Source organism: Bradyrhizobium sp. USDA 4516 (assembly GCF_054055915.1).
Map to the genome: position 1 here is coordinate 6740492 of NZ_JBSRXT010000001.1, position 23800 is coordinate 6764291.

Sequence of the window (23800 nt, forward strand, 5' to 3'; positions counted from 1 at the left end):
GTTACGGCTTGCGCTGACGCCGCGTGACGTCCTGTGCGACCTTCAGGAAATTGAACAGATGTGGCATCCGGTTGTCGCGCCGGTAGTTCAGCGACAGCGCGGTGCCCGGATTGTGTCCCTCATAGGCGCGGTAGGCGACGCCGGGCCGCTCCGCCTCCGAGACCGATTTCGGCACCAGCGCGATGCCGACGCCGACCGACACCAGGCTGATCGCGGTCTGATAGTCCTGGGCCAGCACCTGCGATTTCGGAATGAAGCCTTCTTCGAGGCAGATGTTGAGGATGTGGTCGGCGAAGCTCGGGCGCGGCTTGCGCGGGTAGAGGACGAACGTCTCGGCCTTCAGCGCCGCCAGCCGCGGGATCTTTTGCTCGAGCAGGGGCGAAGTATCTGACAGCGCGAGGATCAGCGGTTCCTGCAGCAACGGCTCCGACTTTAGCTCCTCGTCGTCGAGCGAGGGGCGGGCGATGGCGATATCGATCTCGCGCTGGATCACCGCGCGCTTCTGCTCGGCGTTGTTCATCGCCGACAGCGCGAGCTCGACGTCAGGATAGGCCGACCGAAACGCCTGGATCACGCTCGGCAGCACGCCATAGGTCGCCGATCCGACGAAGGCGACGCGCAGGTGCCCGGAAAAGCCTTCGCCGATCCGCTTGATCTCGCGGTGCGTGCGGTCGAGCCGCTCCAGCACGTCGCGAGCCCGCTCCAGCAGAACGCTGCCGGCCTGGGTCAGCCGGATCTGGCTGCGGCTTCGGTCGATCAGCATGACGCCGAGATCGCTCTCGAGTTGCGCAATCTGCCGGCTGAGCGGCGGCTGCGCGATCGCGAGCCGCGATGCAGCACGGCCGAAATGCAATTCCTCGGCGACGGCGACGAAATAGACCAGCCGCCTGAGATCCATGACATCGTCGCGATCGGTCACGGCTAGCCGAACGCTTGCTCGCGCGCTTCCGCGGAAGCGGCGGAAAAACCCTGCCGGGTTCGATATCGCGTGGTCATGTGCGCACGATCGAGACGATGGTTCCGACGCGAAGACTGGGCGTGGGTCCGTGGATTGTCAATTGTCCGCGGGAACGACGCCATCCGGTTAGTCCTTCCGGGCGAAGGTGCGGATCTTGTCCTCGTCGACCTCTACGCCGAGACCGGGGCCATCAGGGACGCAGATCTCGAACTCGTCGAATCTGATCGGGTTGACGACCAGATCCTCCACCAGGATTCGCGGACCGAAATGTTCGGTGCCCCATTCGAGCCTGGGCAGGGTGGCGAAGGCGGCGAGATGCGCCGCCGCGCCGATGCTGCTCTCCAGCAGGCAGCCGCCATAGAGCTCGAGCCCGTGCGCGGCCGCGACCGCAGCGGCGCGCTTCATCTCGAACAGGCCGCCGCTCTTGACGAGCTTCAGCGAGTAGACGCTGCCGCAGCCCATCGCGCCCGCGCGCGCGATTTCCTCCTTGGTGAAAGCCGCTTCGTCCACCAGCAACGGGATCGAAGTGCGGGCCGCGACCCGCGCCATCGCTTCCAGTTGCAGCGCCGACACCGGTTGTTCGATCAGGGCAACATCCAGCTCCTCCAGCGCGGGCATGAAACGGATGCATTCGGCCTCGGTCCAGCCCTGGTTGACATCGACGATCAGGCGCACCTCGTCGCCGAGGCCGGCGCGCAGCGCTTGCAGCCGCTTCAGATCGACCTGCGGCCGGTTGAAGCCGAACTTGATCTTGAACTGACGGTGTTCGCGGCGCCGCAGCTTCTCTTCCGCTTCTTCCACCTCCTGGCCGCTGTCGCCCGACGCCAGCGCCCAGATCACCTCCATGCGTTCGCGCACGGCGCCGCCGAGCAGCGCGCTGGCGGGCAGGCCGAGCGTCTTGCCGGCGGCGTCAAGCAGGGCGGACTCGATGGCGCCCTTGGCGGCGAAATTGCGGGTGGCGGCCTTGCTCATGCGCAAGGCATTGGCTTCGAAGGCGAGGGCGGGCTGTCCGAGCAGCGCCGGCGCCAGATAATTCGTGACCGTGGCCTTGATCGACTCCACGCTCTCCTCGGCCCAGCGCGGCCCGCCGAGCGTCGAGGCTTCGCCGATGCCCGTCACGCCGTTATCGAGCAGGACGCGCACCAGCACGTAACCCTGATGCGTGACTTCCGTGTTCGAGAGCTTGTGCCGGCGGCGGGTCGGTGCCTCCACGATGGTCGCGCGGATGCTGCGGATCGCAGTGTCCTTTGCGTGAGCCTGCACGCGCTCCACGGGCTCGGCGATTTCGATCACGGCACGACTCATATGTCCTCGCAGGTCAGTTCAGAATGAGCCCTGCCAGGCCGATGGCTTGGCAGGACGTAACGGGTATTACTCGGCCGCGACGAGCCGTTCGGCGGCGGCTTTCTTGAGCTTGAAGTCGAAGTTGAGAACCAGATCGGTGTCGGCGCCGGCGGGGGCCTTGGCGAACCTGCCGATCAGGCTCTGCTTCACGGCGAACACCGAGTCGTTGTCGAGATACTTGGTCTCGGAATCGTAGATCTGCGAGATCAGCGATTGATAGCCGTCCTTCGAAAGCATGAAATGGATGTGGCCCGGACGCCAGGGATGGTGGCCCATATATTTCAGCAGCTCGCCGCCGGCGCCGTCATAGGGGATCGGGTAGGGTTCGGGGCGGAGCGCCACGAAGGCATATTCGCCGTTGGCGTCGGTCGTGAAGCGTCCGCGCAGATTGTAGGCCGGCTGTTCCGGATCCTGCAGGTCGTAAAGGCCGTTCGGCGCGTCTTCCCAGACGTCGATCGTGACACCCTCGATCGGCCGCCCAGCAGTGTCGCTGATGCGCCCTGAGACCTTGACGGTCTGCGCGTTGTCGAACGTCTTCTTGATGATGGAGGCGCCCTTGGGCAGCACCGGCGGGTTTTCCCGGTAGAACGGTCCGAGCACGGTCGACTCGCTCTCGCCGTCGGTGACCCGATGATCGAGCATGTCGACCAGCACCTCGACGCCGAGGATGTCGGCGATCAGGATGAACTCGTTGCGCTTCTCGTCCGAGATGTCGCCGGCGCGGCGCAGGAATTCGCATGCGGCGAACCACTCGGCGAAGGTCAGGTCGACCTCCTTGCAGAAGTTGTGCATGTGGCGGATCAGGCTCGTCATGATCTGCCGGTTGCGATCCGGAATGTCCTTGGAGAGCGCGGCGATCACGTGGTCGGAGATGGTGTCCTTGTTGACGTTCAGCATGGTCGTTCCTCCTTTTTTTGCATTTTCCTCAAACTTGCATTCCCGTTCTCGGGAATATCGATTGCTGGTCTCACCAGACAAATTCGTAAGCGGCATTCTCCAGCGTCGCGGGCGCAGGGTGCGGATCGGCAAGGCCGCCGAAGCGGCCGCGGCAGAACAGCAGCGGCTTCTTGCCGGGCTCCAGCGCCATCTCGCGAACATGGCCGAGGAAGATGGTGTGGTCGCCCGCGACGATCTCATCGGCGAGATCGGTCACGAAATACGCTGCCGCGTTGGCGATGACGGGCAACTCGTTGCGGCGCTCGAACACGTCACAGAGGTCGAGCTTGGGCTTGCCCGCGAAATGCCAGGCGAGATCTTCCATCCCCTCGGCGAGGACGCTGACGGCAAAGCGGCCGGTGTTCTGGATGTTGCCAAGCATCTTCGCGCTTTTCGCGATCGAGATCGCGACCAGCGGGGGATCGAGCGAAACCGACATGAAGGCGTTGGCCGTCATGCCGTGATCGCGGCCCTCGCAATGCGTCGTGATAATGGTGACGCCGGTGCCGAACTGGCCACAGGCGTTGCGCAACTCTCGCGGATCGATGGCGGTCATTGGCTTGCGACCTCCAGTTGGGCCAAACCGGATCGGTTGGCCGGTGGCGCGGTCACGATATCTCGCCAGTTTTCCAGCGTCGCTGCGGCGGCGGCAAGGCCGGATCGTCGCAAGGCGCGAATCCGGCTGCTGGAGACGATCTCGCCATTGCCGCAGCGCACCGGCGGAAGGATGCGGGTGTTGAAGTGCTGCCGCAGCAGCAGCGCGCTGCCGCCCTTGCAGGACCCGAAGCGGAAATCCTCGCCGACGATGACTTGGCGTGGCGCAGAGGCTGCAATTCGGCGAGGAAATCGAGCGCGGTGCGCCGGACGTAGATCTGGTTGAAATCGGCGACGACGACGTGGTCGGGCGCGAAGGTTGCGATGCGCTCGAGCTTTTCGCGAAGCGAAATCAGCGGCTCGGCCTGGCCGAAATACACTTTTGGCGGCGGATCGAAGGTGTAGACCACGGCTGCAATGCCGCGGCGCCGCGCTGCCGCGATGGTCTGCCGCAGCAGTTCCTGATGGCCGCGGTGGACGCCGTCAAATGCGCCGATGGTCACGACGCAGGCGTCGAGGGCCAATTCCCCATCGCGATGGAAAGCGACAGCGCTGCTGTCAAAACCCCTGCCCATGGTTCGCTCCCTTGCCGTGCTGCATTAGCTGCGGCGTTGCGCTGGCCGAACGATTGTTGCCATCCGGTCCGTGCCATCGAGTCATAGCCCGAGCCGGGCCGGTCAGCGCGGTATGGTGTGATACCTTTCGCCCGCTTCGGGTGAGCGCGTAGCGTTTCCTCCGATGTCACGCCGTCCAAGAGCGTGACGAGATGGTCTTAAGGCCGGTGTGGCAACGCCGCCGGTCCAACGACACAAGCGGAGGAGAAGCCCATGACTACTGCAGCTGCCCTACGGGCCGACGTGCCAGCGTCGACCACCAGCGTCTATACCGGTGCGGAATTCCTGGACAGCATCCAGGACGGCCGGGAAATCTACATCTACGGCGAGCGCGTCAAGAACGTCACCCAGCATCCCGCTTTCCGCAATTCGGCGCGGATGGTGGCGCGCTGGTACGACCGTTTCCATGAGAAGAAGGATCAGATCGGCGTCCTGACCGACACCGGCTCGGGACAGCTGACCCATCCGTTCTTCCTCGGCTCGAAGACGGCCGACGACCTCGTCAAGGGCCGCGATGCGATTGCCGAATTGCAGAAGGTTGCGTTCGGCTGGATGGGCCGCTCGCCGGACTACAAGGCGTCGTTCCTCGGCACGCTGGGGGCGAATTCAAGCTTCTATGGCGATTACGCCGGCAATGCGAAGAAGTGGTATGCCCGGACCCAGGAGCGTCTGGATTTCTGGAATCATGCCATCGTCAATCCGCCGATCGATCGCGACCGCGCCATCGAGGAGGTGCGCGACGTCTTCATGCATGTCGAGAAGGAGACAGACGCCGGCCTGATCGTTTCGGGCGCGAAGGTGGTCGCGACCGGCTCGGCGCTGACGCACTACAACTTCATCGCCCACTACGGTATTCCGATCAAGGATAAGTCGTTCGCGCTGATCTTCACGGCGCTGATGGATGCCAAGGGCATCAAGCTGATTGCCCGCTCGTCCTACGAATTCACGGCGGCGGCGACCGGCTCGCCGTTCGACTATCCGCTTTCCAGCCGCTTCGACGAGAACGACTCGATCCTCGTGTTCGACAAGGTGCTGGTGCCTTGGGAGAACGTCTTCATCTATGGCGATGTCGACAAGATCAACCAGTTCTTCCCGGCCTCGGGTTTCATCCCGCGGTTCACGCTGCACGGCGTGACGCGGCTTGCCGTCAAGCTCGACTTCATCGCCGGCCTGTTCTCGATGGCCGTCGAGGCGACCGGGTCCAAGGATTTTCGCGGCGTGCAGACGGCAGTGGGCGAGGTGATCGCCTGGCGCAATCTGTTCCACGGCATTGCGGACGCCATGGTGAAGTCGCCGATCGCCTGGCAGGGGACCGACGGCTACAATCTGCCGAATCTGAACTACGGGCTGGCCTATCGCGTGTTCGCACCGATGGCCTATCCGCGGATCAAGGAATTGATCGAGCGTCATGTGGCGAGCGGCCTGATCTATCTGCCGTCGAGCTCGGCCGATCTGGAGAGCGAGGCGATCCGGCCCTATCTCGACCGCTTCGTGCGCGGCTCCAACGGCTATGCCGCGATCGACCGGATCAAGCTGCTGAAGCTGCTCTGGGACGCGGTCGGCTCCGAGTTCGGCGGCCGGCATGAGCTCTATGAGCGCAACTATGCGGGCAATTACGAGAACCTGCGCGTCGAGACGCTGATGGCCGCGAGCGCCACCGGCGATCTCGGCGCCATGCAGGATTTCGTCCGCAATTGCATGAGCGATTACGACGTCTCCGGTTGGACGGCGAAGGACCTCGTCAACCCCGACGACATCAACCTCGTCAGCCGCGGTCTGGTGCAGGGCTGACGATCTGTTAGACGGATCAATGGAGCCGCCACAGTTGCGTGGCGGTTCCACGCCGTTCCATCTTGTCGCAGAAGGGGTTCACTTGCCATGCTGTTCCACGTCGAAATGGATGTGCGGATTCCGCACGATCTCCCGGTCGAGAAGGTCGACGCTCTGAAGCAGGCGGAACGCGTCCGCGCCATGGAGCTGCAGCGCACGGGGGCCTGGCGCCATCTGTGGCGGGTGGCGGGGCGCTACGCCAATGTCAGCATCTTCGACGTGTCAGGCGCGCAGGAATTGCACGACATCCTGTCGAGCCTGCCGCTGTTTCCGTTCATGGAGATCCAGGTCACGCCGCTGTGCCGGCATCCGTCGTCGATCCACGACGACGACCGGTAGCGGTGGGGTAGGCGCCGTCCCGCTAGTCGACGGCCGTCCGCGGACGCCGGTGGCGGCTTGAGGTGTTGATGCTGCCGGTGACGTCAGGGTAGCCGGTCAGGCTCAAGGTGTCAGCGCGGACGCCCCAGCTCTCGAGCCGATCGAGGAAGCTCATGCCGAGCAGGTTGGTCTTCATCTGCCCGCGCTGCACCACCAGCGCCGGCACCGATTTCTCGACCAGCTTGCCGACCGCGAGCCGGTCGAGCGTCAGTCGCGCCGCCTTGGTGTGACCGCCGGCGGTCTCAAGGTCGACATTGTATTCGAGCATATCGATCGGCAGCCCGATCGCTTTCGCGGTTTCCCAGGTGAGCACGACCGAAGTCGCGCCGGTGTCGATCACCATCGGGGCGCTGACGCCGTTGATCTTGGCGCGGAATGCGAACTCGCCGCCCTGGCCGCGCGCGATCTGCACCGCGGGGACGGAGCTGGAGGTCGAGGCTGAGGCGGTGATGCTGCGGCCGAAGATCTGGGTCAGATTCTCCCTGGCGCGCGCAATCTGCTCGGGGTCGCCATAGGCGACGACCGCGCCGGCGGTTGCCATCAGCAGCACGATGACGAGGAGGATACGGGTCACGGCGCAACTCCCGCCGCAACGCCGATCACGCGCGCTTCGGACGCGGCTCCATGCGCTCGAGCCCAGCCTCGGCCATGCGTGCCGGCAGCGTCGCCATCACCGACAGCCGCTCCGCGCGGTCCATCTTGTGCCAGCGCGCGATCTCCGGAAGCGTGCGGCCACAGCCGAAGCAGAGCTTCGTTCTGGGGTCCATCATGCAGACTGCGATACACGGCGTCTCTGAGCTCATTGTTCAAGTGTTGAACGGTTTCGGCGGCCGGTGCAAGCCGGTTGACGTGGGATGCTGCATCACGCCTCGGCTTTTTGTCGCGAGCATGGTCCCGGCGCGAACGCCTTGGGTTTATTGCCAGAGCGTTTTCGAGCGAAGTGGATACCGGTTCGCGTAAAGAAAGCGCGTCAGAGCCAAAATCTGGAGCCCCGTTCCGAATCCATCGGAACGGAAAGGGCTCTAGTGATAACCGCGTCACGATCTTCCGCGACATGCTCTACAATCCGGTGCCGGCACTCATGATCGACTTGCGGCGCACGCGTTTCCGGTCGGCGCCCATCGCGGGCTCGACGGGCTCCGGCGGCTGCATCGGCGGTGCTTCTTCCGCCATTGGCGCCAGCGCGCTCATCACCCGTTCCGGCGGCAAGGTCACGATCACCTCGGTGCCGATGCGCAGCTTCGACTTCAGCGTGAAGGTGCCGCCATGCATGTCGATCAGGCTTTTCGCGATCGGCAGGCCAAGGCCCGCGCCCTGTTCCGCCGACTTGATCGAGTTGGAGCCCTGGCCGAAGGAGGCCAGCACGACCGGGATCTCGTCCTCGGCGATGCCACTTCCGGTGTCCTTGACGCTCAGATATTGCCCGCCCGACGCGGTCCAGCCGACCTTCAGCCAGATTTCGCCGCCCTGCGGGGTGAACTTGATCGAGTTGGAGAGCAGGTTGAGCACGACCTGGCGGATGGCGCGCTCGTCGCCCCAGATCCTCGGCATGCCGTGCTCGAACACCTCGTGGATGGTGATGCCGCGGCTGGAGGCGCGCAGCTTCAGGAGATGGTGGCAATCGGCGACGACATGCACCAGCGCCACGGCCTCCTCGTTCAGCTCGTAGCGGCCGGCTTCGATGCGCGACAGGTCGAGGATCTCGTTGATGAGATTGAGCAGATGCACGCCGGAATTATGGATGTCGGCGGAATATTCCTTGTAGACCGGCACGGTGTGGGCGCCGAAAATCTCGCTCTTCATCACCTCGGAGAAGCCGAGGATCGCATTGAGCGGCGTGCGCAGTTCGTGGCTCATCTGGGCGAGGAAGCGCGACTTGGCGACGTTGGCGGACTCGGCGCGGTGCCGCGCCTCGTCCGAGATCGCCTTGGCCTGTTCCAGCTCGCCGATCAGCGCATCTTTTTCGGCGCGGGCCTCCAGCGTCGCCAGCGTGGTCGAATGCAGGCGGTGCGCGAGCAGGGCGAAATAACCTTCGGCCGCAAGCGCCAGCAGTGCCAGCACGTAATTGTCGAACGCGCCATTGAGCACGAGGTCGAGCGCGATCCCGACCGTCACCGGAACCGTTGCCGCAAGGGCCGCGATCGGCAGGCTCGCGGCCAGCATGCTGGAGACCGCGATCACCAGCAGCATCAAAAACATCATCAGCGTGTTGGAGGCGAGATCGCGCCCGGCGGGGTGGATCAGGATCGCGGTCCAGCACAGGCCGTAGAGCAGGTCGAGCAGCACGAAGCGGGTCCGCCATTTGCGGGTGACCGCGACCGAGGTTGGTTCGGCGAGGAAGCGGGAACAGCTGCGGATGATCGCGAGATGGACGCAGAGGATGCCGACCGTCCAGGCGCCGGCCACGATCGGCTTCATCCAGAGGCCAAACAGCACGCCGGTTGCCACCACGAGCAGCATCACGACGTAGGACGCCGAGATCCGGGTCTGGGCGTATTGACGGAGCAGTTCGGCGTCGAACGCCGGGCGGGTTCCACTGGTTGACGTTAACCGATCCCGCGCCTCGCGCACCCGCTGCGCGGCGACGCGCCGGCTGTTCACCGGCACCGTCACCTGAGGTCCTGCCGGAAGCGCTACAACTTCAGGCTTTTCTGCGGGATTACTCATCAACAACACAAATCCTGCCCACGAACCGCGCGGGCTTTTTGCATTGTCTATCTGTGACGCTAAATCATTAAGCGTTGCCTTAAAGAGCTAAGGAAAAGCGTAAACGGGGAGTTAAATTAACTTTTGCGCGGGGGTCCCGCTGTTGTGCGATGGCGGGCGCACACGCGCACGCCGGTCCGACAAATTCCATGTTGTCATGGCCGGGCTGTCCCGGCCATTTACGTCTTGCTTCTCGTGGATCCAAAGACGTGGATGCCCGGGACAAGCCCGGGCATGACGAAATGGTGGGAAGTGTTACCGCTGCAGCCGCGCCAGCAGGCTCGACGTGTCCCAACGCTTGCCGCCCATCTTCTCGACCTCGGCATAGAACTGGTCGACCAGCGCGGTGGCGGGCAGGGTGGCGCCGTTGCGGCGGGCCTCCGCCAGCGCAATCGAGAGGTCCTTGCGCATCCACTCGACCGCGAAGCCGAAATCGTACTTGCCCTCGTTCATGGTCTTGTAGCGGTTCTCCATCTGCCAGGACTGCGCCGCGCCCTTGGAGATGGTCTCGATCACGGCGGCGACGTCGAGGCCGCTCTTCTTGGCAAAGTGGATGCCCTCCGACAGGCCCTGAACCAGACCGGCGATGCAGATCTGGTTGACCATCTTGGTGAGCTGGCCGGCGCCCGCCGGCCCGAGCAATTTGCACATCCGCGCGTAAGCGCCGGTGATGATCGGCTCGGCGCCCGCGTAGGCGTCTTCGCTGCCGCCGCACATCACCGTCAGCACGCCGTTCTCGGCGCCGGCCTGGCCGCCCGACACCGGCGCGTCGACGAATTTGAAGCCGGCCTTGGTGGCGGCAGCATCGAGCTCGCGGGCGACCTCGGCGGAGGCGGTGGTGTGGTCGACGAAGGTCGCGCCCTTCCTGATCCCGGCGAAGGCGCCGTCGGGGCCGATCGTGACCGCGCGCAGGTCGTTGTCGTTGCCGACGCAGCACATCACGAAATCCTGGCCTTCGGCGGCGGCCTTCGGGGTCGGCGCCGTCTTGCCGCCGAACTTGTCGGCCCATTCCTTCGCCTTCGCCGCGGTCCGGTTGTACACGGTGACCTCATGGCCGCCTTTTTTCACGAGGTGTCCCGCCATCGGGAAACCCATCACGCCGAGACCGAGGAAAGCGACTTTAGCCATATCTGTTACCTTGTGATTTGCCGTGGTGATCGCCCCTTGAGACCGCCGGAAAACGTCGCGGCGGGCAGGGCATTCCGTCCATGGAAGGAGCCGCACCATACCCCCTGTGCAGCGGAGGGCAACGGCCTTGGTGGGATGGCAGAACCCGGTTTTGTGCTAGGATTGGGCCACCAACGAACTTCACAAAAAAGGGAGTGTATCGCATGGGCATGAGCGTCGGTGTGCTCGATCATTTCAATATCCGGACCCGGAATCTCTCCGCCACGGTGCGGTTCTATGAGGACATCCTGGGCCTGGAAAAGGGCGCGCGGCCGAACTTCGCGTTCCCCGGTGCGTGGATGTACAGCGAGGGCAAGGCGGTCGTGCATCTGGTCGATATTTCGGCGACCGACGAGGCACAAAAGCCTGACTCGGGCGTCGTCCATCACGTCGCCTTTGCCAGCCAGGGCTTCGATGGGATGCGGCAGCGGCTTCAGTCCAAGGGCATGGAATTCGACTCGCGCCAGGTTCCCGGCGGCGATCTCTGGCAGATCTTCGTCAACGACCCCAACGGGGTCATGATCGAGCTGAACTACGAGGCCGCCAAGGAAGGCGGCTCCGCCGCGCCGGCCGAGCGGCGGGACGACGTCGGAGCGAGGTAGCCTTTTGCGCTGCAACGCTCTATGGGTCGGTCTCTTGAACTTTCCAGGAGATGCGCGGTGAGCGTGACGCAGCAACAGGTCCTCGATTGCCTTGCCAAGGTGATGTCGCCACGCGGCACAGCCTTGACCAACGCCAATGTGCTGTCGGCGATCACGGTCACCGACGGCAAGGTGTTCTTCTCGATCAATGTCGACGCCGCGGAGGCCCGCGCCTGGGAGAGCGTGCGTGCGCAGGCCGAGAATGCCGTGCGCGCCATCCCCGGCGTCAGCGTCGCGATGATCGCGTTGACCGCCGAGCGCAAGGCGGGCGCTGCGGCACCGGCGCCGCGGCCGGCCGGCGGCGTCCCGCCGGCGTCCGCCCATCGCCATCCGCATCCGCCCGGCGGGCAATCGCCGATGGCCCGGCAGGCCGAGATCCCCGGCATCTCCGCCGTCATCGCCGTCGCCTCCGGCAAGGGCGGCGTCGGCAAGTCGACCACGGCGCTCAACCTCGCGCTCGGCCTGCGCGACCTCGGCCTGCGCGTCGGGCTGCTCGACGCCGACATCTACGGCCCGTCGGTGCCACGGCTGACCGGCATCCGCGAGAAGCCGCAGCTCAATGACGACAAGAAGATGGTCCCGCTGCAGCGCTTCGGCCTGTCGATCATGTCGATCGGCTTCCTGGTCGAGGAGGACACCGCGATGATCTGGCGCGGGCCGATGGTGATGTCGGCGATCACCCAGATGCTGCGCGACGTCGCCTGGGGCACGCTCGACGTGCTCGTGGTCGACATGCCGCCCGGCACCGGCGATGCCCAGCTCACGCTGGCGCAGAACGTTCCGCTCAAGGGCGCCGTCATCGTCTCGACCCCGCAGGACCTCTCGCTGATCGACGCCCGGCGCGGGCTTGCGATGTTCAAGAAGGTCAGCGTGCCGGTGCTCGGCATCGTCGAGAACATGAGCTATTTCCAGTGCCCGCATTGCGGCACCCGCTCGGATATCTTCGGCCATGGCGGCGCCCGCCACGAAGCCGAGAAGCTGGGGGTGCCGTTCCTCGGCGAGATCCCCCTGCACATCGCGATCCGCACCGCCTCCGATGCCGGCAACCCGGTGGTCGAGAGCGAACCGGACGGCCCGCACGCGGCGATCTACCGCGCGATCGGCGGCAAGGTCCGTGAGCAGCTGCAAGGCGTCATCGCGGCTGCCTGAGCCTGCGCTGCTGGGCCGATTGGTCGCGAAGCGTCGGGAGCCCGGCGGGCTTTCTTCACAGGCCCGTGGCCTTTGGACGATTGCTGAATCGGTTCCGGCCTGTATGTTTATGCAGGAGTGGCCGAATCGTACCACCCTTCGATCAGCGGAAGGCGGCCACGGGTGAAGCCAAAACTGCGGGAAGGGGCCGTGAGGCGACCATCGACATGGCAGCATCACGCGAAGCAAACAAGCAGCACCGCAAACATCTGACGCGGGAGAAGCGCGCAGAGGCCTCCCGGCTGGCATTCAACATGGCCAAGAAATCCGACTCGATCGGCGAGGCTGCCGAGGTGATCGCCAAGACGTATGGTGTCAGCAAGACAACCGCGCAAAGCTGGATCCGGCGCGGGCGGTATTTGGCTGATCAAGCCAAGAAGGCGCGGGCGACGACGCGGCGCTGATTGCTCCCGTAACCCGGTGGTTGAGAGCGGGCCGGACGGTCCGCACGCGGCGATTTACCGCGCGGTCGGCGGCAGCTCCGCGGCCACCTGCCAGGCGCCATCGTCGCTGCCTGAAGGCGCATTTTCCGGCTGATTTCCAGCCTCATCAGACTTTCGTTTAATTGGCGCGGTCATGCCATTGTCGCGTTTCCGTGACGCCGCCTTCCGTGTTAAAGGGCCGACCCAGAGCGCCTCGGCAAGCCTTTCAAGCGCCTGCCGGAGAACTGCTTGCGGTCACTGGGAAACGCCCCTGAAGGAGAAGTCTTACGATGAAGCGTCGTGATTTTTTGAAAGTTTCTGCGGCCGGTGCTGCCGCGACGGCGGTTGCCGCGCCGGCGATCGCGCAGTCCTCGCCTGAAATCAAGTGGCGCCTGACCTCGAGCTTCCCGAAGTCGCTGGACACCATCTATGGCGGTGCCGTCGAGCTGTCGAAGTACGTCGCCGAAATGACCGACAACAAGTTCCAGATCCAGGTGTTCGCGGCGGGTGAGGTCGTCCCCGGCCTGCAGGCGCTGGACGCGACCTCCAACGGCACGGTCGAGATGTCGCACACCGTCGCCTACTACTATGTCGGCAAGGACCCGACCTTCGCGATCTACGCGTCGGTGCCGTTCGGTCTCAATGCCCGCATGCAGAACTCCTGGTGGTATCAGGGCGGTGGCCAGGAGCTCGGCAACGAGTTCTTCAAGAAGTTCGGCGTGATCGGTTTCCCGACCGGCAACACCGGCACCCAGATGGGCGGCTGGTTCCGCAAGGAGATCAAGACCGTCGCCGACATGTCGGGCCTGAAGATGCGCATCGGCGGCATTGCCGGCCAGGTGCTGCAGAAGGTCGGTGTGGTGCCGCAGCAGCTCGCCGGCGGCGACATCTATCCGGCGCTCGAAAAGGGCACCATCGACGCGGCCGAGTGGGTCGGTCCCTATGACGACGAGAAGCTCGGCTTCCAGAAGGTCGCCAAGTACTACTACTACCCGGGCTTCTGGGAAGGCGGTCCGACCGTGCACTCCTTCGTCAACCTGGAGAAGTGGAACGCGCTGCCGAAGAACTACCAGGCGATCCTGGCCAACGGCGCCGCCAACGCCAACAGCTGGATGGCCGCGCGCTACGACATGCAGAACCCCTCCGCGCTGAAGCGGCTGGTTGCCGGCGGCACGCAGCTGCGTCCGTTCACCAACGAGGTGCTCGAGGCCTGCCTCAAGGCGACCAACGAGCTGTGGGGTGAAATCTCGGCCAAGAATGCCGACTTCAAGAAATCGATCGAGGCCATGCAGGCGTACCGCTCCGACCAGTATCTGTGGTGGCAGGTCGCCGAATACACCTTCGACAGCTTCATGATCCGCTCGCGCACCCGCGGCTGATCGGCGTCTAGCCTTTTGGACGAGCGTTCGCGCGACGCGAACGCATTGCCCGGCCTCCGCAAGGAGGCCGGGTTTTTTGCGTCTGGCATTCGTGAAGGGGATGCTCCATGCTCGCATCCGAAGCCTCGGCACGAAGGCGGCGTGTGATCGGTCACCGGTCATGACGGCAAAAAGAAAAGCGGCGCGACGATCGAAAGCAGTCGACGCTCGGACAACACAATCGAACAGGGCAGGATTCAAATGAAGCGAAGAGATTTCATCAAGGTCACGGGTCTGGGCGTCGCCGGCGCCGCCACGGTCGCAGCTCCCGCGATCGCGCAGTCGATGCCGGAGCTCAAGTGGCGCTTGACGACGAGCTGGCCGAAGTCGCTCGACACGCTGCACGGCGGCGCCGAGCTGATGGCGAAGGCGGTCGGTGAAGCCACCGACAACAAATTCCAGATCCAGACCTTTGCCGCGGGCGAGATCGTGCCGGGCCTGCAGGTGCTCGACGCCGTGCAGAACGGCACCGTCGAGATGGGGCACACCGCGCCCTATTATTATTTCGGCAAGGACCCGACCTTCACCTTCGGCTCGGCGGTGCCGTTCGGGCCCAACATGCGCCTCAACCAGGCCTGGTTCATGCTGGGCGGCGGCAAGGACCTGCTCAACGAGTTCTACAAGAGCTACAACGTCACCTCGCTGCTCGCCGGCAACACCGGCTGCCAGATGGGTGGCTGGTTCCGCAAGGAGATCAACAGCGTCGACGATCTCAAGGGCCTCAAATTCCGCATCGGCGGCTTTGCCGGCAAGGTGATGCAGAAGCTCGGCGCGGTGCCGCAGCAGCTCGCCGGCGGCGACATCTATCCGGCGCTCGAGAAGGGCACCATCGATGCGGCCGAGTGGGTTGGTCCCTATGACGACGAGAAGCTCGGCTTCTACAAGGTCGCGCCGAACTACTACTTCCCCGGCTGGTGGGAAGGCGGCCCCATGCTGGTGGCGATGATCAATCTCGACAAGTGGAACGCGCTGCCGAAGCATTATCAGTTCGTGCTCGAGCAGGCCGGCCATCTCGCCAACAACTGGATGATGGCGCGCTACGACCAGGCCAATCCGATCGCGCTGAAGAAGCTGCTCGCGGTCGGCACCAAGCTGCGCCCGTTCCCGCCTGCGGTGATGGAAGCTTCCTTCAAGGCCGCCAAGGAGCTGCATGCCGAGGTTTCCGCGACCAATGCCAACTTCAAGAAGGTCTATGACTCGCTGACCTCGTTCTCCAACAACGGCTATCAATGGTTCCAGGTCGCCGAGGTCGGCTACGACAATTTCATGGCGCGCCACTCGCAGGCGTGATTGCTGCGAGTTGGACAGGAAATCAGCCTCGGAGCGAAAGCGCCGGGGCTTTTCCATGCCGCGATCGCGGCCGCGGCGCGACGCGGCTTGCGAAGACGCATGACCGCCGGTCGCTGGCCGTGGCGGCAGCTGCCAGTTCTCGATCTCCGGGCGCGAACGCGCAATCCGTTATGTTATCATGGCTAGCTGACGTCAGCCTTACACGGGAGCAATCAAAGGCGCCTGGCGTAGATTTTGATTGCAGCGGGGAGGCGGTATCTGTTTTCAGGGCAGTAACACGAGCTGGAGCAACATGCGCTTGTGTCGCCATCGAGACGTCACCTTCGCATGCGTCTTGTTTTGACGACAGCAAGCAGAAGATCGATTGAATGAAGTCAGGATTGCTGCGATGCGCCTTCTGATCGTCGAGGACAATGTCGAGCTCTCGCGGCTGCTCGCCAGCGGGCTGATGGCGGCGGGATATGAGTCCGATGTCGTCAACAGCGTTGCCGAGGCGCGCGATGCGCTGCGCAGCGTAAGTTATGCCGCCATGATCCTCGATCTCGGTCTGCCCGACGGCGATGGCTTGTCGGTGTTGTCGGAGCTTCGCCGCAAGACCGACCCGCTGCCGGTCCTGGTACTGACTGCGCGGGGCGGCCTGCAGGATCGGGTCAGTGGCCTGCGCAGCGGCGCGGACGACTATCTGGCGAAGCCGTTCGCGCTGGAAGAGCTGGTGGCGCGGCTCGAAGCCATCCTGCGCCGACCCGGCCAGCTGCTCGGCTCCTCGCTGAAGCTCGCCAATCTGGTCTACGACACCGAGAGCAAGCAGGTGTTCGTCGACGGCGCTCCGCACGTGTTCTCGGCGCGCGAAACATCGGTGCTGGAGATCCTGTTGCGGCGGCAGGGGCGGGTGGTGCCGAAGAAGAATGTCGAGGACCACATCTTCGGCCTCGCCGGCGAGGTCGCCTCGAACGCGGTCGAGGTTTACGTGTCGCGGCTGCGCAAGCTGCTCACCGAGCACCGCGCCAGGGTCATCATCCATACCATTCGGGGCGTCGGTTATCTGATGGCGGAGGAGAAGTAGGCGTGTTCCGCTTCAAGTCGCTGACGTCGCGGATCGTGTTCCTGCACATCGTGGCGGTCGCGGTCGCGGCGATCTTCCTGCCGCTGCTGCTGCTGTGGCTGTTGAATTCGGAGATCAATCAGCTGCATCGCGAAGCGATGCGCGACCAGGCCGCCGATCTCGGCCAGAACCTCTCGGTCGATGCCGCGGGCAAGGTGCAGCTCAGCCTGCCGGACAGCCTGAGGGGGCTCTATTCCGACGCCTATGGCCGCTACCGCTACGACATCTACGATGCCGACGGTCATCTGCTGTTCTCGTCGCATCGCGAGGCGCCGCGACTGCCGGCGTCCGCCAACCGGATTTCCGGTGCCAGCGTCACCAAGCTGCTCGGCGGCCAGACGCTGCGCATCCTGGTCGCCGAGGACCTGTCGCATCGCGACGTCATCATCGACGACATCGTCTCCAACTTCTTCCGGCGGGTTGGCTGGATCACCATCCCGATCCTTCTGATCCTGCTTGCCACCGACATCCTGATCTTCCGCCGCGCGGTGACACCGCTGTTGCGGGCCTCGGAGGAGGCGAGAAGCATCGGACCGGCAAGGACCGATATCCGCCTGCCGACGGAGGGGATTCCAAGCGAGATCCTGCCGCTGGTGACCGCCGTCAACCAGGCGTTCGATCGCCTTGAGGAAGGCTTTCACGTGCAGCGCCAGTTCACGGCCGATGCCGCGCATCAGCTGCGCACGCCGCTTGCGATCCTCAGGACCCGAATCGAAACGCTCGATGCGGCCAAGGGGACCAGGGAGCTGCATGCCGACATCGAGAGCATGAGCCGCATCGTCAGCCAGCTGCTCGAGATCGCCGAGCTCGACACGCTGGTGCTGGATCCCGGCGAGACCGCGGATTTGCGCGCGGTGTGCGCCGAGGTGGTCGGCTCGATCGCGCCCTACGCGCTGGCGCAGCGGAAAGATATCGCGTTGCGCGGCACCGACAGTCCGGTGCAGGTCAGGGGCAATGCGGAGATGCTGCAGCGTGCCATCTTCAATCTGGCGGAGAACGCCATCAAGTACACCGCCGAGAGGACTTCGGTCGATGTCGAGGTGCACGACAACGGTTCGGTGCAGGTGCGCGACTGCGGGCCGGGAATTGCGCCCGCCGAGCAGGGCCTGATCTTCCAGCGCTTCTGGCGCAGCGATCGCCAGCGCACCGACGGCGCGGGGCTCGGGCTCTCGATCGTGCGCGGCGTCGTCGACGATCACGATGCGACGGTGAGGGTGGAGAACCTGCCGTCCGGCGGCGCCCAGTTCACGCTGCGCTTCCGCCTCGCCAAGGCGGAGCCGGCGGCGTCCTGAGCCGGCCCGCGAACGTGCCGCGGCCTTGCCGGTCTACTTCACCTTGCCGTCGGACAGATCCATGATCATGCGCGTGGTCAAATAGAGGCGCGGCACGATGCTGTTGATCTGCACGTATTCCGCATCGTTGGAGTGCGCGCCGAAGCCCGACAGGCCCATGCCTTCCACCACGGCGCCCTTGGTCTTGAGGGCGGCAAATGCCGCGTCGGTGCCGCCGCCGGTTGCCCGCTCGGCCACGTTCAGCGCCATGCCGAGTTCCTGATAAATCGTCTTGCCGTGGCCGGCCACGCGGCGCGAGGCGTCGCTGGCTTCGAGCGGGGGGCGGCGCACCTCGAACTTCACGTCCACCCTGGAGTCCGGCAGCAGGCGGTTCTTGATCCTGTCCTGCAGGGCTTTCTCGGGCTCGTCGAAATCCGCCATTTTGAGCGCGCGCGCATCGGCCTGGGCGGTGGCTTCGGCGGGGATCACGTTGCGGTTGGTGCCGGACTTGGACACCGTCCAGTTCAGCTTCAGGCCCTGCTCCGGCTTGGACAGGTCCTTCATCTGCAGCACCTGGTGTGACAGCTCATAGAGCGCATTCACGCCGCCTTCGGGCCTGGCGCCGGCATGCGACGACTTGCCGTGCACCGTGAGGTAGGCCGAGCCGATGCCGCTGGTGGCGAGGCGCAGCGTGCCGTCGGTGCCGCCGCCCTCGAACGAGAACACGGCATCCTGTTCCGCGGCGAGGCGGGTGATGGTGCTGCGCCAGCCGGGCGAAGAGATCTCCTCGTCGCCATTGATCAGCACGGTGAGCGTGCCGTAATTTTTGAAGTTCAGCTTCTGCAGCAACGCCACGGCGTGGAGGATGGTGGCGACGCCCTGCTTGTCATCGGCAATGCCGAGCCCATAGGCCTTGTCGCCATCGATGCGGAAGGGTTGGTCCTTCAGCATGCCCTTGAGATACACCGTATCCATGTGCGCGATCAGCATGATCTTCGCGCTGCCCGTGCCCTTGAAGACGGCCTGCACGGCGGGACCGATCTTCTCCGGCGTGTCGTCGAGGCGGTAGATATCGGTGGTCTGCAGGATATCGACCGTGCCGCCGAGCTGCTTGAGCTGGCCGGCGACGCGCTCGGCGAGCTGGTTCAGGCCCTCGATGTCCTTGCTGCCGGATTCGATCTTGCACGAGGTCGCGCAGGGTGTCGAGCAGCGGCTGCTGTTCCTGTTGCGCCAGCGCGCGAATGTCGGCTGCATGCGCTGCGGGCGCGGCAAGCGCCAGACCAAGCGACAGCATCAGCGGGCGAATGAGCGAGCGGGCGGGATGCAATTGGGGCATGGCGGCGATCTGTGAGTTGGAGGACGATCCGTATCCCCGTCTTCACAGGCCTCGCCGGTGCCGTCAACAGCGGCGTGCCTCGCGCCCGCGAGCGTTTTCGAGCGAAGTGGACGCCGGTTCGCGTGAAGAAAACGCGACAAAACGAGAATCCAGGGCTTCGGTTCTGATTTAATCAGAACCGAAATGCTCTGGGCACGCCGAATGCGCTGATGCCGGGCTACTGTTTCGGCTGTCCGAAGTCGAGCGGCGGCAGGTCGATCTGCGGCACCTCGATCTTGACCTTGTTGAGGTCGACATCGAGCGGCTTGTCGAGCAGTCCGGTGACGACGACCGGGAACGCGATCACCAGCGCCACCATGATCGCCTGCAAGCCGATCCACGGCATTGCGCCCCAGTAGATGTCCGAGCTCTTCACTTCCTTGGGCGCCACGCCGCGCAGATAGAACAGCGCGAAGCCGAATGGCGGATGCAGGAACGAGGTCTGCATGTTGACGCAGAGCATCACGCCGAACCAGATCAGCGCGGCGTCGGGGCCGACCACCGGCGCCAGCACCTTCTGCGCGATCGGCGCGACCATCGGCAGGATGATGAAGGCGATCTCGAAGAAGTCGAGGAAGAACGCCAGGAAGAAGATGAACAGGTTGATGAAGATCAGGAAGCCCCAGACGCCGCCGGGCAGCGAGGTCAGATGGTGCTCCAGCCAGGTGCCGCCGGATACGCCGAGGAACACGACCGAGAAGCAGGTCGAGCCGATCAGGATGAAGGTGACCATGCAGGTGATCCGCATGGTGGTCTCGTAGCCCTGCTTGATCAGGTCGCGCAGGTCCGGGATCTTGACGGCCTCGAGGCAGATCCAGACCACCGCGGCGTAGGTGATCGCGAAGGCGAGCTTGAAGAGCAGGTTCTCGCTGTAGAGCATCGCGATGATGGTGCCGATGCCGCCGGCGATCACACCGACCATCAGCACCTTGTTGCCGGTGGCGCTGAAATCCTTGTGGTGGATGGCGGCGAGCACGATGGCGCCGACCGCGCCCATGGCGCCGGCTTCCGTCGGGGTCGCAAGGCCCATCATCATGGTGCCGAGCACGACGAAGATCAGTACCGCCGAGGGGATGATGCCGAGCAGGCACTTCTTCCACAGCGCCCACCCGGTCAGCGTGCGCGCCTCGATCGGCACCGCCGGCACATGGCTCGGCTTGAAGATGCCGAGCAGGAAGGTGTAGCCGGCGAACAGCAGGATCTGGAACACCGATGGGCCCCAGGCGCCGAGATACATGTCGCCGACCGACTTGCCGAGCTGGTCGGCGAGCACGATCAGGACGAGAGAGGGAGGGACAAGTTGCGTGATGGTGCCGGAGGCGGCGAGCACGCCCGTGATGTAGCGGATGTTGTAGCCGTAGCGGATCATCACCGGCATCGAGATCAGCGCCATCGCGATCACCTGCGCCGCCACCGTGCCGGTGATGGCGCCGAGGATGAAGCCGACGATGATCACGGAATAGCCGAGGCCGCCGCGGATCGGGCCGAACAGCTGGCCCATCGAATCCAGCATGTCCTCGGCGAGCCCGCATCTCTCCAATATCGCGCCCATGAAGGTGAAGAACGGGATCGCCAGCAGCAGCTCGTTGGACAGCACGCTGCCGAAGATGCGGCCCGGGATCGCCTGCAGGAAGTTGAGGTCGAAGAAGCCGAGATAGATCGAGAGGAACCCGAACGACAGGCCGACCGCGGCGAGCGTGAACGCCACCGGATAACCGATCAGCATCGCTACGATCAGGCCGCCGAACATCAGTGGCGGCATCATCTCCAGCGTGATCATTGAGTCGGCCTCTCATACTTCGCGTCGATGGTCACGTAGCCCTGCAGCGCGGCGATCCGCTTGATCACCTCTGAGACGCCTTGCAGCGCAAGCATCACGAAGCCGGACGGGATAACGAACTTGATCGGCCAGCGTAAGAGGCCGCCGGCGTTGCCGCTCATCTCGCCGACTGCATAGGCCTGGTAGAAGAACGGCCATGACAGATAGGCGAGCAGGAGGCAGGCCGGGATCAGGAAGAACAGCGTTCCGATCAGGTCGAGCCAGAGCTGGCCGCGTTCGGACAGCATCAGATACATGATCTCGACGCGGACATGCTCGTTGCGCTTGAAGGTGTAGGAGGCGCCGAACATCACGAGGATCGCGAACATGTACCACTGCGCCTCGAGCCAGCCGTTCGACGAGTAGCTGAACGCGTAGCGGATCATGGCGTTGCCGGCGCTGACCAGGCACGAGATCAGCACCAGCAGGTTGCAGATGTAGCCGATCTTCTCGTTGAGTTGGTCGATGGCCTGACTTAATGCCAACAATGGGCGCATCACGATCTCCACGGTCGCGCCATCCGCGCGCCGAATATCTCTTCAAGCATCATCTGGCCGCCGCGCGCATGCGCACGGAGCCACGGCTCACTTTCAGGAGCAGTTGCAAACGTTCGTCCTCCCCCGAAATCCGCTTCAGCCGTTCTTGGCTGCCGGGAATCGTCGACAGGAGCCGACGGAGGGCAGCGGCCTATGCTGGCCAGACTAGCGTGAAAGCTGATTCACCAAATCAGCGCCATGGAACGCCGTCAATCGGAAAATGGACAAATTGACGCCGCGGCAAACTGTTGTCCCGCCTTGGTAATCGGGGGACAGGCCGCGCGTCGGGAGGGAGCTTGAAGACTAGCCGCCGGTCACGCTCATGTGGCGGCTGACGCTCGGACGGTTGTGGCGGCGGTCGATGATGAAATCGTGCCCCTTCGGCTTCAGTCCGATGGCCCGGTCGATGGCCGCCGCCAGCAAATCGTTGTCGGCGGAGGCACGCAGCGGCCGGCGCAGGTCGGAGGCGTCCTCGTGGCCGAGGCAGGTGTGCAGCGTGCCGGTGCAGGTGATCCGCACCCGGTTGCAGGATTCGCAGAAATTATGGGTCATCGGCGTGATGAGGCCGAGCTTGCCGCCGGTCTCGGCGACCCGGGCGTAGCGGGCGGGGCCGCCGGTGTCGTCGGACAGATCGGTCAGCGTGTAGTGCTTCTCGAGCCGCGCGCGCATCAAGGACAGCGGCACGTACTGATCGATCCGGCCTTCGCCGATGTCGCCCATCGGCATCACCTCGATCAAGGTGAGGCCCATGCCCTTGCCGTGCGCCCATTCCATCAGCGCCGGTATCTCGTCCTCGTTCAGGTTCTTCAGCGCGACCGCGTTGATCTTGACCGCGAGTCCCGCCGACCGCGCCGCCTCGATGCCCGACAGCACCTTGTCGATGTCGCCCCAGCGGGTGATGGCCCGGAATTTTACGGGGTCGAGGGTGTCGAGCGAGACGTTGACGCGGCGCACAACCGCAATCGGCCAGCTCCTGGGCGAAGCGCGCCAGCTGCGAACCGTTGGTGGTCAGCGTCAATTCGTCGAGTGCGCCCGTGGTCAGATGCCGCGACAGCGAGCGCACCAGGCCCATCACGTTGCGGCGGACCAGCGGCTCGCCGCCGGTGAGGCGGATCTTGCGCACGCCCTTGGCGACGAACGCCGAGCAGAGCCGGTCGAGCTCTTCCAGTGTTAGCAGATCGGCCTTCGGCAGGAAGGTCATGTCTTCCGACATGCAGTAGAAGCAGCGCAGGTCGCAGCGGTCGGTGACGGAGACGCGCAAATAACGGATGGTCCGGCCGAACGGATCGGTCATCGGACGAAACAGCGTGTCGGAATGTGCTTGCGTGGATCCGTTCATTCAGTTCGGGCCTTGCAATCTGTTTCCTGCCTGCCGCGCCGTGATCGGCTCCGGCATCCGCAATCTATGCATGTTGGCGCGTTGTCACAATGCGTCCCAAGGGATGATCGTATGGATGATCCGCAGCATGCAAAGCGATAGGCGAGGCAGATCGCGCGATGCATGATCGCAATCGCGGATGTGTCTCGACCAAATGCAAAAACCCGGCTTTGGGCCGGGCTCTTGTGCAGTGCAAATGCGGTTCGGCCGCCCGCGCTAGCGCGACGGCGCCGGCGCAGCCGCGCTCGGGGCGGGGAACGCGGAGTCCGCAGCGGCGGCGGCAGGCGCCGCAGCGGCAGCCGGTTTCGGCTTCTTCTTTTTCGGCCGCATCTTCGCCGCGCGCGGCGGCGGTGCGGCCGGCTGCAGCTCAGCGAACACCGGACTCGGATCCAGCGTCGTGGTCGCCGGCGTGGTGAAGTCGCCGGGAACGCGGGTCACGGTGACCGGAACGGTCGCCGGCTGGAACTTCGGCATGTTGAAGGTGACGGAGAAGTTGGTCTCCGGCGCCGGGATCGACACAGTGCAGGGCGTCTTGCAGCCCGGTCCGAGCGAGGTCACGGCGTCGGCGCCCGGCGGGTTTGAATCCAGCTGCACCGGCATCGGCGGTGGCGCCGACTTGAACGAATCCAATGAGAAAGAGGAGCAGCCGGCCAGGCTCAGCCCGGCGGCCGCAATTACGATGATACGACGCATGATCCACACTCTACTGCGGCAATCAGCCACAATCCCCGGAGCGGACCATAGGTGCGTCGGAACAGAGGCGCAACAGCGGGGGCCCTGCTCGTTAAAGGATGGTTAATGGTGGAATCGCATGGCTAAATATTGCCAAGCGA

22 protein-coding genes and 1 pseudogene are annotated in these 23800 nt (G+C 64.5%); 9 read left to right on the plus strand and 14 right to left on the minus strand.

Annotated elements, in window-relative coordinates:
• Nucleotide 1 precedes the first annotated feature (1 nt).
• The 5 genes from ACVI1L_RS30690 to ACVI1L_RS30710 all read right to left on the minus strand — a co-directional run bounded on the left by ACVI1L_RS30690 (nucleotide 2) and on the right by ACVI1L_RS30710 (nucleotide 4407).
• Complete coding sequence (locus ACVI1L_RS30690) at nucleotides 2-919, minus strand: LysR family transcriptional regulator (protein ID WP_229191310.1); 918 nt, start codon at nucleotides 917-919, stop codon at nucleotides 2-4.
• 165 nt (nucleotides 920-1084) lie between these two features.
• Nucleotides 1085-2263, minus strand: a complete 1179-nt coding sequence (locus ACVI1L_RS30695) for a muconate/chloromuconate family cycloisomerase (RefSeq protein ID WP_456784614.1) — start codon at nucleotides 2261-2263, stop codon at nucleotides 1085-1087.
• Between the two features lie 66 nt (nucleotides 2264-2329).
• A complete protein-coding gene (locus tag ACVI1L_RS30700; protein ID WP_456784615.1) occupies nucleotides 2330-3199 on the minus strand; it encodes a dioxygenase family protein in 870 nt (289 codons plus the stop codon).
• A 70-nt stretch (nucleotides 3200-3269) separates the two neighbouring features.
• Complete coding sequence (locus ACVI1L_RS30705; protein ID WP_456784616.1) at nucleotides 3270-3794, minus strand: flavin reductase family protein; 525 nt, start codon at nucleotides 3792-3794, stop codon at nucleotides 3270-3272.
• 52 nt (nucleotides 3795-3846) lie between these two features.
• Nucleotides 3847-4407, minus strand: a complete 561-nt coding sequence (locus tag ACVI1L_RS30710) for a hypothetical protein (protein WP_456784617.1) — start codon at nucleotides 4405-4407, stop codon at nucleotides 3847-3849.
• 252 nt (nucleotides 4408-4659) lie between these two features.
• Between ACVI1L_RS30710 and ACVI1L_RS30715 the strand changes: the two genes are divergently transcribed.
• Complete coding sequence (locus tag ACVI1L_RS30715; RefSeq protein ID WP_456784618.1) at nucleotides 4660-6237, plus strand: 4-hydroxyphenylacetate 3-hydroxylase N-terminal domain-containing protein; 1578 nt, start codon at nucleotides 4660-4662, stop codon at nucleotides 6235-6237.
• 87 nt (nucleotides 6238-6324) lie between these two features.
• Nucleotides 6325-6615: a muconolactone Delta-isomerase gene (gene catC / locus ACVI1L_RS30720; protein WP_253587165.1), complete on the plus strand. Its 291-nt coding sequence runs from the start codon at nucleotides 6325-6327 to the stop codon at nucleotides 6613-6615.
• Nucleotides 6616-6637: 22 nt separating this feature from the next.
• Here catC and ACVI1L_RS30725 read toward each other — a convergent pair whose 3' ends face one another.
• From ACVI1L_RS30725 to ACVI1L_RS30740, 4 genes are all read right to left on the minus strand, one after another.
• Complete coding sequence (locus ACVI1L_RS30725; RefSeq protein WP_253587164.1) at nucleotides 6638-7228, minus strand: TIGR02281 family clan AA aspartic protease; 591 nt, start codon at nucleotides 7226-7228, stop codon at nucleotides 6638-6640.
• 25 nt (nucleotides 7229-7253) lie between these two features.
• Nucleotides 7254-7457 (minus strand): DUF1289 domain-containing protein, encoded by a 204-nt coding sequence (locus ACVI1L_RS30730; RefSeq protein WP_028334232.1) that lies wholly within the window; start codon nucleotides 7455-7457, stop codon nucleotides 7254-7256.
• Between the two features lie 256 nt (nucleotides 7458-7713).
• The gene (locus ACVI1L_RS30735) at nucleotides 7714-9321 is read right to left on the minus strand and encodes a sensor histidine kinase (RefSeq protein ID WP_057017245.1); all 1608 of its coding nucleotides are present in this window, start codon (nucleotides 9319-9321) and stop codon (nucleotides 7714-7716) included.
• Nucleotides 9322-9615: 294 nt separating this feature from the next.
• Nucleotides 9616-10488, minus strand: coding sequence for an NAD(P)-dependent oxidoreductase (locus ACVI1L_RS30740; RefSeq protein ID WP_076826435.1), 873 nt, complete (start codon nucleotides 10486-10488; stop codon nucleotides 9616-9618).
• A 203-nt stretch (nucleotides 10489-10691) separates the two neighbouring features.
• Here ACVI1L_RS30740 and ACVI1L_RS30745 point away from each other — a divergent pair, with 203 nt between their 5' ends.
• From ACVI1L_RS30745 to ACVI1L_RS30775, 7 genes are all read left to right on the plus strand, one after another.
• Complete coding sequence (locus ACVI1L_RS30745) at nucleotides 10692-11129, plus strand: VOC family protein (protein WP_016843272.1); 438 nt, start codon at nucleotides 10692-10694, stop codon at nucleotides 11127-11129.
• A 57-nt stretch (nucleotides 11130-11186) separates the two neighbouring features.
• The gene (locus ACVI1L_RS30750) at nucleotides 11187-12317 is read left to right on the plus strand and encodes an Mrp/NBP35 family ATP-binding protein (protein WP_057017247.1); all 1131 of its coding nucleotides are present in this window, start codon (nucleotides 11187-11189) and stop codon (nucleotides 12315-12317) included.
• Nucleotides 12318-12610: 293 nt separating this feature from the next.
• Nucleotides 12611-12760 carry a hypothetical protein gene (locus ACVI1L_RS30755; RefSeq protein ID WP_229160782.1) on the plus strand — a complete coding sequence of 50 codons (150 nt, stop codon included), beginning with the start codon at nucleotides 12611-12613 and terminating at the stop codon, nucleotides 12758-12760.
• Between the two features lie 308 nt (nucleotides 12761-13068).
• Nucleotides 13069-14157: a TRAP transporter substrate-binding protein gene (locus ACVI1L_RS30760; protein WP_092084399.1), complete on the plus strand. Its 1089-nt coding sequence runs from the start codon at nucleotides 13069-13071 to the stop codon at nucleotides 14155-14157.
• Between the two features lie 240 nt (nucleotides 14158-14397).
• Nucleotides 14398-15486: a TRAP transporter substrate-binding protein gene (locus ACVI1L_RS30765; RefSeq protein WP_028334238.1), complete on the plus strand. Its 1089-nt coding sequence runs from the start codon at nucleotides 14398-14400 to the stop codon at nucleotides 15484-15486.
• Nucleotides 15487-15874: 388 nt separating this feature from the next.
• On the plus strand, nucleotides 15875-16549 hold the full coding sequence (locus ACVI1L_RS30770; protein WP_057017251.1) for a response regulator transcription factor: 675 nt from the start codon (nucleotides 15875-15877) through the stop codon (nucleotides 16547-16549).
• A 2-nt stretch (nucleotides 16550-16551) separates the two neighbouring features.
• A complete protein-coding gene (locus ACVI1L_RS30775; RefSeq protein WP_456784619.1) occupies nucleotides 16552-17880 on the plus strand; it encodes a sensor histidine kinase in 1329 nt (442 codons plus the stop codon).
• A 33-nt stretch (nucleotides 17881-17913) separates the two neighbouring features.
• On the opposite strand, the gene ACVI1L_RS30780 is transcribed toward ACVI1L_RS30775, so the two are convergent.
• The 5 genes and pseudogenes from ACVI1L_RS30780 to ACVI1L_RS30800 all read right to left on the minus strand — a co-directional run bounded on the left by ACVI1L_RS30780 (nucleotide 17914) and on the right by ACVI1L_RS30800 (nucleotide 23660).
• Nucleotides 17914-19113 (minus strand): M20/M25/M40 family metallo-hydrolase, encoded by a 1200-nt coding sequence (locus ACVI1L_RS30780; protein WP_456784620.1) that lies wholly within the window; start codon nucleotides 19111-19113, stop codon nucleotides 17914-17916.
• Nucleotides 19114-19412: 299 nt separating this feature from the next.
• Nucleotides 19413-21014 carry a TRAP transporter large permease gene (locus tag ACVI1L_RS30785; protein ID WP_057017254.1) on the minus strand — a complete coding sequence of 534 codons (1602 nt, stop codon included), beginning with the start codon at nucleotides 21012-21014 and terminating at the stop codon, nucleotides 19413-19415.
• Nucleotides 21011-21550 (minus strand): TRAP transporter small permease subunit, encoded by a 540-nt coding sequence (locus tag ACVI1L_RS30790; protein ID WP_028334243.1) that lies wholly within the window; start codon nucleotides 21548-21550, stop codon nucleotides 21011-21013. Before ACVI1L_RS30790 ends, ACVI1L_RS30785 begins: the two co-directional genes overlap by 4 nt.
• Nucleotides 21551-21892: 342 nt before the next feature.
• Nucleotides 21893-22928, minus strand: a pseudogene (gene moaA, locus ACVI1L_RS30795) (GTP 3',8-cyclase MoaA).
• A gap of 255 nt (nucleotides 22929-23183) precedes the next feature.
• The gene (locus tag ACVI1L_RS30800; protein ID WP_456784621.1) at nucleotides 23184-23660 is read right to left on the minus strand and encodes a hypothetical protein; all 477 of its coding nucleotides are present in this window, start codon (nucleotides 23658-23660) and stop codon (nucleotides 23184-23186) included.
• Between the last annotated feature and the right edge of the window lie 140 nt (nucleotides 23661-23800).

Bases quoted from the DNA above. Each gene is read 5' to 3' on its own strand.
- ACVI1L_RS30740 (WP_076826435.1), bottom strand. From the start codon at position 10,488: ATGGCTAAAGTCGCTTTCCTCGGTCTCGGCGTGATGGGTTTCCCGATG.
- ACVI1L_RS30715 (WP_456784618.1), top strand. From the start codon at position 4,660: ATGACTACTGCAGCTGCCCTACGGGCCGACGTGCCAGCGTCGACCACC.
- ACVI1L_RS30755 (WP_229160782.1), top strand. From the start codon at position 12,611: ATGGCCAAGAAATCCGACTCGATCGGCGAGGCTGCCGAGGTGATCGCC.
- ACVI1L_RS30800 (WP_456784621.1), bottom strand. From the start codon at position 23,660: ATGCGTCGTATCATCGTAATTGCGGCCGCCGGGCTGAGCCTGGCCGGC.
- ACVI1L_RS30710 (WP_456784617.1), bottom strand. From the start codon at position 4,407: ATGGGCAGGGGTTTTGACAGCAGCGCTGTCGCTTTCCATCGCGATGGG.
- ACVI1L_RS30765 (WP_028334238.1), top strand. From the start codon at position 14,398: ATGAAGCGAAGAGATTTCATCAAGGTCACGGGTCTGGGCGTCGCCGGC.
- ACVI1L_RS30780 (WP_456784620.1), bottom strand. From the start codon at position 19,113: ATGCAGCCGACATTCGCGCGCTGGCGCAACAGGAACAGCAGCCGCTGC.
- ACVI1L_RS30735 (WP_057017245.1), bottom strand. From the start codon at position 9,321: ATGAGTAATCCCGCAGAAAAGCCTGAAGTTGTAGCGCTTCCGGCAGGA.
- ACVI1L_RS30770 (WP_057017251.1), top strand. From the start codon at position 15,875: ATGCGCCTTCTGATCGTCGAGGACAATGTCGAGCTCTCGCGGCTGCTC.
- ACVI1L_RS30730 (WP_028334232.1), bottom strand. From the start codon at position 7,457: ATGAGCTCAGAGACGCCGTGTATCGCAGTCTGCATGATGGACCCCAGA.
- ACVI1L_RS30700 (WP_456784615.1), bottom strand. From the start codon at position 3,199: ATGCTGAACGTCAACAAGGACACCATCTCCGACCACGTGATCGCCGCG.
- ACVI1L_RS30745 (WP_016843272.1), top strand. From the start codon at position 10,692: ATGGGCATGAGCGTCGGTGTGCTCGATCATTTCAATATCCGGACCCGG.
- ACVI1L_RS30705 (WP_456784616.1), bottom strand. From the start codon at position 3,794: ATGACCGCCATCGATCCGCGAGAGTTGCGCAACGCCTGTGGCCAGTTC.
- catC (WP_253587165.1), top strand. From the start codon at position 6,325: ATGCTGTTCCACGTCGAAATGGATGTGCGGATTCCGCACGATCTCCCG.
- ACVI1L_RS30790 (WP_028334243.1), bottom strand. From the start codon at position 21,550: ATGCGCCCATTGTTGGCATTAAGTCAGGCCATCGACCAACTCAACGAG.
- ACVI1L_RS30760 (WP_092084399.1), top strand. From the start codon at position 13,069: ATGAAGCGTCGTGATTTTTTGAAAGTTTCTGCGGCCGGTGCTGCCGCG.
- ACVI1L_RS30785 (WP_057017254.1), bottom strand. From the start codon at position 21,014: ATGATCACGCTGGAGATGATGCCGCCACTGATGTTCGGCGGCCTGATC.
- ACVI1L_RS30695 (WP_456784614.1), bottom strand. From the start codon at position 2,263: ATGAGTCGTGCCGTGATCGAAATCGCCGAGCCCGTGGAGCGCGTGCAG.